This window comes from Methylomonas sp. MgM2, from assembly GCF_054172045.1.
This window is the reverse complement of the sequence record NZ_JBSYXO010000067.1, coordinates 1-7,819: the sequence shown is the minus strand read 5'-3', so window position 1 is coordinate 7,819 and position 7,819 is coordinate 1. Positions and strand designations below refer to the sequence as shown.

Here is a 7,819-nt window from a genome sequence, read left to right as displayed (position 1 = left end):
AAACCGCCCGGCGCTACGGCTTCCAGGGACTACTCAACCTTCACTCGCTGGCGCTTCGTTTCCAAGGTTTCGCAGCGAATGCCAATATTAATTAGCTTATATTTTTATTAAGCACTAAATAATAGCTAGGTATTATATTTTAGCTGTGACAATATTATCATTATGAGATTTTTTGCTTATAATATAACAAGCATGTGCATAAGGTGAATATATGAGTTCGTATAATATAACAAAAGGCGATAACTGGATTCGCATAAAGTCAGGAGATGATTTTTTTAATAGTGAATACGACAGGTTATTTGAGATTTCAAGGAATATCGAATCGGGTAAGGAAATAATTAAGTATGTCGAGCTAAATGGCGACAATAAATTTGTAGTTGTTGATTGCTTTGAATATGATCCCACAGCTTATACTGAAGCAATGGAACTGTCAGGTTATGCCTGGCTTGTTAGCGATGAAAATGAAGTAGGGCATAGAAAATATCTTGATAGCTTTTCTGCTCGCAATCCTGGATGCTTAGCATATAATGAAATCGTTATAAATTATCAGGTGGTCTGTAATACTAAATAAAAAATCATCTCATTGTATTAGCTCCTGATTTCCAGTAGGAATGCCATGGCTTTTTAAAGTTATTTTTCAATTTTACCTTTTTTTCAGAATTGATATTAGATATCTTAAATCTAGAATCACCTGTTCTGGATGATGAAGAATAATAAACCTTCGAGGCATCTGTGCAGTGCCCTAAAGACATAGAAATTAATTCAGGATCGAGCCCTAACCCATGCAAAATCCCTGAAAATCTATGACGGTAACAATACGCTGTTACAGGACTTTTCAACTGCGGCATACATTTCTTACTTAAATAAGTGACCTTGTCGCAAATTGCACCAGGATTTGCTTTGACAACCATTTGTCCATTACTGATTTTTAGCCGATTGACCAAGTGTTCGAACTCGGCAGACTCAGTAAACACTGAAAAACTCCGCCACTCCTGGCCATAAACCCCACCGTTCGTTTTTGCCCCGTTGATTGAAAATTCGATTGAGCCATCATCACATAGTGAGAGAGATATCCCATAACCCGCTTCTTGCGGGCGGCAGCCAGTGATCGACATCACTGCGATGACATCGCAAAAGGGGGTATTGCTATCAATAGCCGCTTGAAAGATTTTTGCAGCCCAATTTTTAGGCAATGTTTTTAAACGCTTTGCTTTCGAGTTTTTAGGAGCGATCTTTGTTTTTTGCTCTTTTTTACACCAAAGCGATTTATACTCGCCAGAAATCGATTTATTCAGATTTGATTTGTTAACATCAATTCCAATTGCATTGATGAGATCAAGATACTGAGCCAGTTTTTTTGTCTCTTCTTCCCATATATCACTATTCAGTTTTTTTAGCTTATCAAGGCCTGGGATTGTTTCGCTAATTTTGTCCAGTAAGAAAGATACAAATGCGGCTTTATAAACGTAATAGCTTGATTTACATACATCACAATCAATAGGTAAGCATTTATCAGTGAATATTAGTCTTTCTGCAATTTTGTTATAAGTTTGCCTGGTTTTCTCTGAAACGTTTCGTGAAATATTATATTTATGATACTCGCGTGCTTTTGCAATAATACTATATCGCTCCTTTAGGTCATGCTTATTTTTATCCATAAACCTTCGTCCATTGTTTTACTTATTATAAGTATTACATATATTCGATTAGTGACAAACATTAATCCATCGCTCAGCTCCGCATTCGCATAGAGTGCTCATGTTATTCGCCTGTTGGTTCATTGCATTCACCAAAGAAGACGAGTATGCAGCTAACGCTCTACGCATACTCCCATATTATTCCGATCGTAAACGAGAATAATATTAACGTCAAATGCATGACAGATGCTTAATATCTGCTTAACAATTGCTATGCAAATGTTAAGCAGGTCTTAGCGATTAAACTCAGTCTAAAATATTTTCCAACTTTCCTTGTAATCTGGGTTAGCATAAAATAATACAATTGATTAACTATTTTAATAGCCTGATGGTATTATATTAATAATGCAATTACGGACGATAGAGATAAAAATGGACGATTACAGAATTACAATTAAAAGCCTAGCTCACAGTCAAAAGCAGGATAAGTCAAAATATTATCTAATAGATATTAAGTTCATTATTAATGACAAAAGATTTGAACATGTTGATTATATTGATCCGTTTACCAATCGGATCGTAAGAGACGAGATACCAACAACTAAGGTGTGTGAAGGCAATAGCAGAAATAAGCTGCTTAATGAGTTTTTGATTAGATTTGGAATTACTCACCCAGAATGCTTACAGCTTCTGTCAAAATTTATCGATAAGCTCAATCATGTAATTGAGCATAATGATACCGTTAGAAAAAGTTTTCCAACAATATTAGACTTAATCATTGAGGCTCAAGAATGGAGATTCGATTGTCGTAAAATTGAGCCTTTTTTTCATTTTATAAAAACTGAAGCTGATGGAACCGAACAGCATATCCATACAACATCAATTCGCGTTGTCGTGCAGGAGATTAATAACTATAGAACCATAGGAGCTACATCAGAAGTGTATACGTTTAGTGACTTGCAGTTCGATTGCCGATGGATTGAAGATTTTTATATTCAACGAAATGCATTCAATAACGGATGGTCAATTTATTATCGCGGTAAGAAACCTCACGAACCAGATTCAGAAATGGAACCAGGTCGGTACAAATCAAGAAGTGTTTACACACTGAGAGAACTATCTGATGCAATTTTGGATGCAAAACCTTATTCGCCGCACATATGAACGTGATCTGTGTCGCTACTGAGAATGTCTCTTCTTCGGAAAGCATTGATTCTTGAGCAAGCGAAGATCATCAGTTAATGTTTTTCAAAATCCCAAATGTTCTTCGTTGACAACGCTATCTGTAATTATTTGACTTATCTGAGCATTTTGTAGAATGCACTCTAAATATTTCAAGACTGCATAATGCTCACATCCATGCAATATGTCTTGTTGACGTTTAAGGCATAAATTGGATTGAGCTAGTCTTTTAATAAGCGTATTAACATGAGGGTGGCTATCCAAGACTTTTCCACCGCTAGCTCTATATTCGATTCTTAGATAATTCCCACCCAAAATCCACTGAACACCTTCGATTTCCCCACAAAAAAGGGCATCGATACCCCGTTGCTCTTGATCTCTGACAATTTCTATTAAATCCATAGTCAGCTAGAATACCAATTGATTAATAATGTCATGTAGTTTTTTGTTTTCAAGATGGCTTAAAATCTTGATTTGCTGATCAGTAGTGCAGTTTTTTATTATCACTGCCAAATGTTCAGACGATAGCTCCTTGTTGCCCAACACATCAATAAACTCTTCGAATGCAATGTCATGCATAAGACATGGGGTATCATCATCAATATACGCTATGCCGTAACCATATCCATAGATTCCGGTACGATGGCTAACTAAAATGGCATTAGCTTGCACCAATTGATTAACTGCATAAGATTTTGTGTTTTGGTCATTTTGACCTAACTTGTAACAAACAAATTCTGCATCATTAGGATCAGCGTCGTTCTGCAAAATACTTATTTGTTTCGTCAGAAACTCAAGCGTACTATCCATATAATTAATTATTTTATATTGAAAAACCAGTTACTTTAAGTTTAGCACATTATTTCTGAATACCCTGTCAATCGAAATATAATTATATTTGTTGTTTAGGCTATATGCTCTGCATGTAATGGAAATAGTAGAAGTCGTTTTGCGGGTTTAGCGGCATCAAAACGAGTGCTTACATGTAATTAAAAGCAATAACCAGTTTCAGACACAGACGGCGCCTAATTTGTAGTAAATATTAGCTATCTCTTATGAGTTATTGCCGTACTTGTTGTTTGACAAAACTAAAAATAAGACTTAATGTCATCGCTCCACTGACTACCGAGAGCTATGACAAAAAATAACAATCAACCTTGCAACGAATGCTCTACAAAACCGCATCCTGCCGATCTGAACCCGGATCAAAAATCTCAAACAGACATCAATAAAGCAGAACCGCTAGACTCTGACATAAGTTCTGACTCAATCGAATACCAGGAAATTTACAAAAAACTCTTCGGCTCATTGCCACGATCGGATGCTGACGAAAGTTCAGGATCGGATCAATCAAATGACCAGCCAGATCAAGAAAACAATTCAACGCTTACAATCTTCGATTATTCGCTTGTCAAGGAATTAGCAGATCGCTCTTCAGTAGGACGTGATGAGCGAAAATTTTATGGATCACTTTCACCAGAGCACGCGACAAAACCTCTTGTCGAACCAACTCGCGAGACATTTGAACGGTTTCAACAGCTTTTTATAGATTATCCAAATGCTCATGATCTACTGAGCTACATCCAGGATTTTTTGCATTTACGCAGTATCTCAACTAACAAAGCGATATATTTTCCACCTGTTCTTATTTCTGGGCCAGCCGGAATCGGTAAAACTTGTGTAGTTCAGGCGATTTGTAGGGCACTGAATGTCGATTACGGCTTTTATGACTTTAGTAGTGCTAGTAGCAGTTGGGGTCTATGCGGACAGGATTCTGGTTGGAATGGCTCGCATATAGGCTTGGTGCTTAAAAAGCTGTTGTACGGTACCTGCGCTAATCCCGTTATTCACATTGATGAAGCATGCAAAGGACTCGTAAACCAAAATTTGGACCCCTATTTAGCGCTGCACACATTGCTAGAACGGCCACAGATGCGCCAGTACCATGACGCATTTGCCCAAAATTTGCCGATAAATGCTTCCTACGTGACTTTTATTGCAACAGCTAACAATATCCATGCTATTTCGAGAGTCATCTTATCTCGATTTCGTATCATAGAGCTTTCTCCACCAACCCCTCAGCAAATGCGGCACATCGTCTTGAATATGTACCGACGGAAACTGGAAGAAGAAGGCGTTCAACAAGTCTTTAGACCCGATCTAAGTAAGCCGGTCATTGACTATCTGGCAAATAAAACGCCACGCGAGGCTGGTCTGATTTTGGCACGCGGTATTGCTGCGGCTTCAGCCCAGAAACCTTCATCTGATCAATTGCATGAACTACAGATAGACCATTTGTCAGGGTGCCAGGCTCAAGAATTTCAAGAATGCAAAATGGGGTTTGTATGGCCCTAAATCACGAGGCAACACAACTAAGCGATTATCAACGCGCGGAAATTCTCGTCGACACTATGCGTACAGTCTGGGATAAGTCCAAAGCCCTTATTGAAAACATGAATGAACTTACAGGAATTTTAGTCGAAACAACCGAATATTATCGTAAGGGTTTCTTACCGAATGGCAAATCATCATCGGCAAAGAGCAAAAATGTCTTTATCGATCTTCTCCAGTCAATTGACCAATACTCGACTGTAATTTCGCAATATCACGATTTATTACATAGTGATGAATGTTCGTATCAAGTACCACTGGCATTTTACATACGACTCCGACATGAACTTGTCGCGCAAGTAATTTTAGACAGAAGACGTATAGCTAATGTAATTGATCAAATGCCGATGGCGGAGACAAGCAATTTCTTGTTCAAGCGTTGGCGTATCGAATTAATCAGATTTACTAATTTGGATTTTGAACCAGTGAGCACATCATTATGAGTGCTCAGATAAATAAAGCTAAAAGCCTTGATGCTTCAATTCGCTCTGACAAATCTAACACTAACAAAAGTTTTAGTCAGTCTATGCAATCAAATGACTTTAGTTCTAACAGTACAGATGATGACGATAGGGTGCTGCGCCAGAAATTGGATTTTATGCTTAATGCTATGTTGATCCATCTAGCTCAATTTTTTTCAATCACCGAAAGCTATGTCAACAAACTTGAAAAAATTGAGAACTCAAATGAAGCTCACAAAAAGCATGATTTATTCCTGCTTATCGCATCGGGTGAAGATTATAGCTACTGCGTTAATACGATAAGAATATTGCTCAAGCCTGCGACTACCAATTCAGAAGCAGTTATATCTCCTGAGATCATCGCTTCCTACCAACATCGCCTGGTGTTGCAGGTTGCGCGCGATATTAAGTCAGCTAAACGTTGGTGTCGGTTGCTCGAAATGTACTCATCATCGAGAACACAGAATAACCTGATAATAAAAAAATGGAATCATGCAATTCAAATGATCTCAGAGCTAGATTTCTTGGTCGATGTCTGACCGAAGGTTGGTTGATTGCGTTTAGTCTGCTTGTCTGATGTCCATGACAAAAAAATCCGCTTTTCTATTCAGTTTTTATGGGGAAAATAATGTCAAAAATTTGTCACCACCTAATTGGCATACTATTGAGGCCAAGGTGATTTATTTTCTGATTAATAACAGAGATAGATCAAAACCAATCAAGTCAGCATCAGATTTTTTTTCATTATCTCCTGGAAAAATACACAAGATTCAAGGTGAGTATATTAGACAATCGACAGACTATCTTGCCTTATCAACATCGAAAAAAAATAAAGACGGATATAGAAACTATAAAAAAATATTAGCGCAGTGTGGCTTTAGCATCGCTCTCTGCAAAGAAGAAATGAAATATGTTTTGGTTAAAAATAGAAATACATCCATGAATCAAGAGGATTACAATAAGCATATCATTAATGACAAAAACAAAGATAACATACTGTATAGTCATTTAAAAAATTCAAATAAATTAACATCTAAACCAACAGTAAATCAAAGTTTATGCAGGTTTTATGTTAGCGATATTAGCCTTCTATCTTGACGGAAAACAGAATATTCAATTAATAGCTAATACGTAAGCGATAATACACAACGCGGCATGATGATAAAAAGTGCTATATTCTTTAGCATGGTAACCGTATAAAAAATAATCAGTTTTTAATCTATCAAAAACATTTTCATTTTTGGTGCACTTCTTAATGCGATCAACTAAAGAGCCTAGTGTCGTTGATGATGTGCCTCTTGAGTTTATTGTAATGTTCGTTAGCCAATACCCTGTTGGCGTATCTTCTTTCAAAGGCCACTCGATTAGCAAATACTTTTCATTGCTTAGGGTAACTTTATTGTGCTGATATCTTTCAGTCAAAATTCTTACCTTTTTCAAAGCAAAATATGAGCTTTGACGATCATCACCAACCTGCCACGCTTTCTCTTGAAATGACTTCCGACTAGTGTCTATAAATTTTGCATCATCTAGCAGCAAAACTTTTGCTAATTCTGACACTGCGGTTGGTTTTGGCTTTAAATTATTCACACCTGCTGTAATAGGACCAGACAAGACCACTTTGAAGTCTCCAGTCAGCTCAACAATATAACTTAGGCCAACATTTTTACTTTCTAAATAATCTAAGAACGATTTATTTATCCCTAGGTCGGAATCTGTATAAACGGTGATCCGTCTTTCATCAATACGGCTTTTTAAATTACATACCTCACTTTGATCGAATAAATCCGGTGCTGACAATTTCGGATCGAGAAGTCTATATCCGATTGGAAGCACCATATTATTAGTCATTACTGACCATGTCATTACAGTCTGGAAATTAATCTTCTTGCCAGTGGTAGAGCATACACCTTGAGTGACTTTAAAAGCATCAGCTCTTGATCGAGGGATTCTGAATGTTTTTGCTATCAAATATCCAGATGCGTTTGATGGAACGTACTCTGACATGATTGCTTGGAATACGAGCTCGTGATCCCATTCATGCATATATATGTTCTTGACGATTTTGTCATACGCTGCGAAACCTTGGAAACGAAGCGCCAGCGAGTGAAGGTTGAGTAGTCCCTGGAAGCCGTAGCGCCGGGCGGT

10 protein-coding genes are annotated in these 7,819 nt (G+C 37.4%); 6 read left to right on the top strand and 4 right to left on the bottom strand.

Annotated features, from left to right (window positions below; all coding sequences use genetic code 11):
* The first annotated feature begins 211 nt into the window (after window positions 1–211).
* Window positions 212–571, top strand: a complete 360-nt coding sequence (locus ACW73I_RS22605) for a hypothetical protein (protein WP_458031767.1) — start codon at window positions 212–214, stop codon at window positions 569–571.
* A gap of 4 nt (window positions 572–575) precedes the next feature.
* On the opposite strand, the gene ACW73I_RS22600 is transcribed toward ACW73I_RS22605, so the two are convergent.
* Window positions 576–1,658 carry a hypothetical protein gene (locus tag ACW73I_RS22600; RefSeq protein ID WP_458031766.1) on the bottom strand — a complete coding sequence of 361 codons (1,083 nt, stop codon included), beginning with the start codon at window positions 1,656–1,658 and terminating at the stop codon, window positions 576–578.
* Between the two features lie 411 nt (window positions 1,659–2,069).
* Here ACW73I_RS22600 and ACW73I_RS22595 point away from each other — a divergent pair, with 411 nt between their 5' ends.
* Complete coding sequence (locus ACW73I_RS22595) at window positions 2,070–2,801, top strand: hypothetical protein (RefSeq protein ID WP_458031765.1); 732 nt, start codon at window positions 2,070–2,072, stop codon at window positions 2,799–2,801.
* Window positions 2,802–2,885: 84 nt separating this feature from the next.
* Here the strand turns inward: ACW73I_RS22595 and ACW73I_RS22590 are convergent, their stop codons facing one another.
* Window positions 2,886–3,221 (bottom strand): hypothetical protein, encoded by a 336-nt coding sequence (locus tag ACW73I_RS22590; RefSeq protein ID WP_458031764.1) that lies wholly within the window; start codon window positions 3,219–3,221, stop codon window positions 2,886–2,888.
* A gap of 6 nt (window positions 3,222–3,227) precedes the next feature.
* Entirely contained in the window at window positions 3,228–3,629 is a 402-nt protein-coding gene (locus ACW73I_RS22585; RefSeq protein ID WP_458031763.1) for a hypothetical protein, read from the bottom strand.
* 324 nt (window positions 3,630–3,953) lie between these two features.
* On the opposite strand from ACW73I_RS22585, the gene ACW73I_RS22580 reads away from it, so the two are divergent.
* The 4 genes from ACW73I_RS22580 to ACW73I_RS22565 are packed head-to-tail and all read left to right on the top strand — an operon-like array spanning window position 3,954 to window position 6,769.
* Window positions 3,954–5,174, top strand: coding sequence for an AAA family ATPase (locus tag ACW73I_RS22580; RefSeq protein ID WP_458031762.1), 1,221 nt, complete (start codon window positions 3,954–3,956; stop codon window positions 5,172–5,174).
* On the top strand, window positions 5,165–5,653 hold the full coding sequence (locus tag ACW73I_RS22575) for a hypothetical protein (protein WP_458031761.1): 489 nt from the start codon (window positions 5,165–5,167) through the stop codon (window positions 5,651–5,653). Before ACW73I_RS22580 ends, ACW73I_RS22575 begins: the two co-directional genes overlap by 10 nt.
* Complete coding sequence (locus ACW73I_RS22570) at window positions 5,650–6,210, top strand: hypothetical protein (protein WP_458031760.1); 561 nt, start codon at window positions 5,650–5,652, stop codon at window positions 6,208–6,210. Before ACW73I_RS22575 ends, ACW73I_RS22570 begins: the two co-directional genes overlap by 4 nt.
* Window positions 6,211–6,253: 43 nt before the next feature.
* The gene (locus ACW73I_RS22565) at window positions 6,254–6,769 is read left to right on the top strand and encodes a hypothetical protein (RefSeq protein ID WP_458031759.1); all 516 of its coding nucleotides are present in this window, start codon (window positions 6,254–6,256) and stop codon (window positions 6,767–6,769) included.
* A 15-nt stretch (window positions 6,770–6,784) separates the two neighbouring features.
* Here the strand turns inward: ACW73I_RS22565 and ACW73I_RS22560 are convergent.
* Window positions 6,785–7,819: hypothetical protein (locus ACW73I_RS22560; RefSeq protein WP_458031758.1), on the bottom strand; the 1,035-nt coding region annotated here is incomplete at its 5' end.

What these genes read in the sequence shown, in the direction of transcription:
- ACW73I_RS22590 (WP_458031764.1), bottom strand. Translation starts at nt 3,221, where the DNA reads ATGGATTTAATAGAAATTGTCAGAGATCAAGAGCAACGGGGTATCGAT.
- ACW73I_RS22605 (WP_458031767.1), top strand. Translation starts at nt 212, where the DNA reads ATGAGTTCGTATAATATAACAAAAGGCGATAACTGGATTCGCATAAAG.
- ACW73I_RS22580 (WP_458031762.1), top strand. Translation starts at nt 3,954, where the DNA reads ATGACAAAAAATAACAATCAACCTTGCAACGAATGCTCTACAAAACCG.
- ACW73I_RS22600 (WP_458031766.1), bottom strand. Translation starts at nt 1,658, where the DNA reads ATGGATAAAAATAAGCATGACCTAAAGGAGCGATATAGTATTATTGCA.
- ACW73I_RS22565 (WP_458031759.1), top strand. Translation starts at nt 6,254, where the DNA reads ATGACAAAAAAATCCGCTTTTCTATTCAGTTTTTATGGGGAAAATAAT.
- ACW73I_RS22585 (WP_458031763.1), bottom strand. Translation starts at nt 3,629, where the DNA reads ATGGATAGTACGCTTGAGTTTCTGACGAAACAAATAAGTATTTTGCAG.
- ACW73I_RS22575 (WP_458031761.1), top strand. Translation starts at nt 5,165, where the DNA reads ATGGCCCTAAATCACGAGGCAACACAACTAAGCGATTATCAACGCGCG.
- ACW73I_RS22570 (WP_458031760.1), top strand. Translation starts at nt 5,650, where the DNA reads ATGAGTGCTCAGATAAATAAAGCTAAAAGCCTTGATGCTTCAATTCGC.
- ACW73I_RS22595 (WP_458031765.1), top strand. Translation starts at nt 2,070, where the DNA reads ATGGACGATTACAGAATTACAATTAAAAGCCTAGCTCACAGTCAAAAG.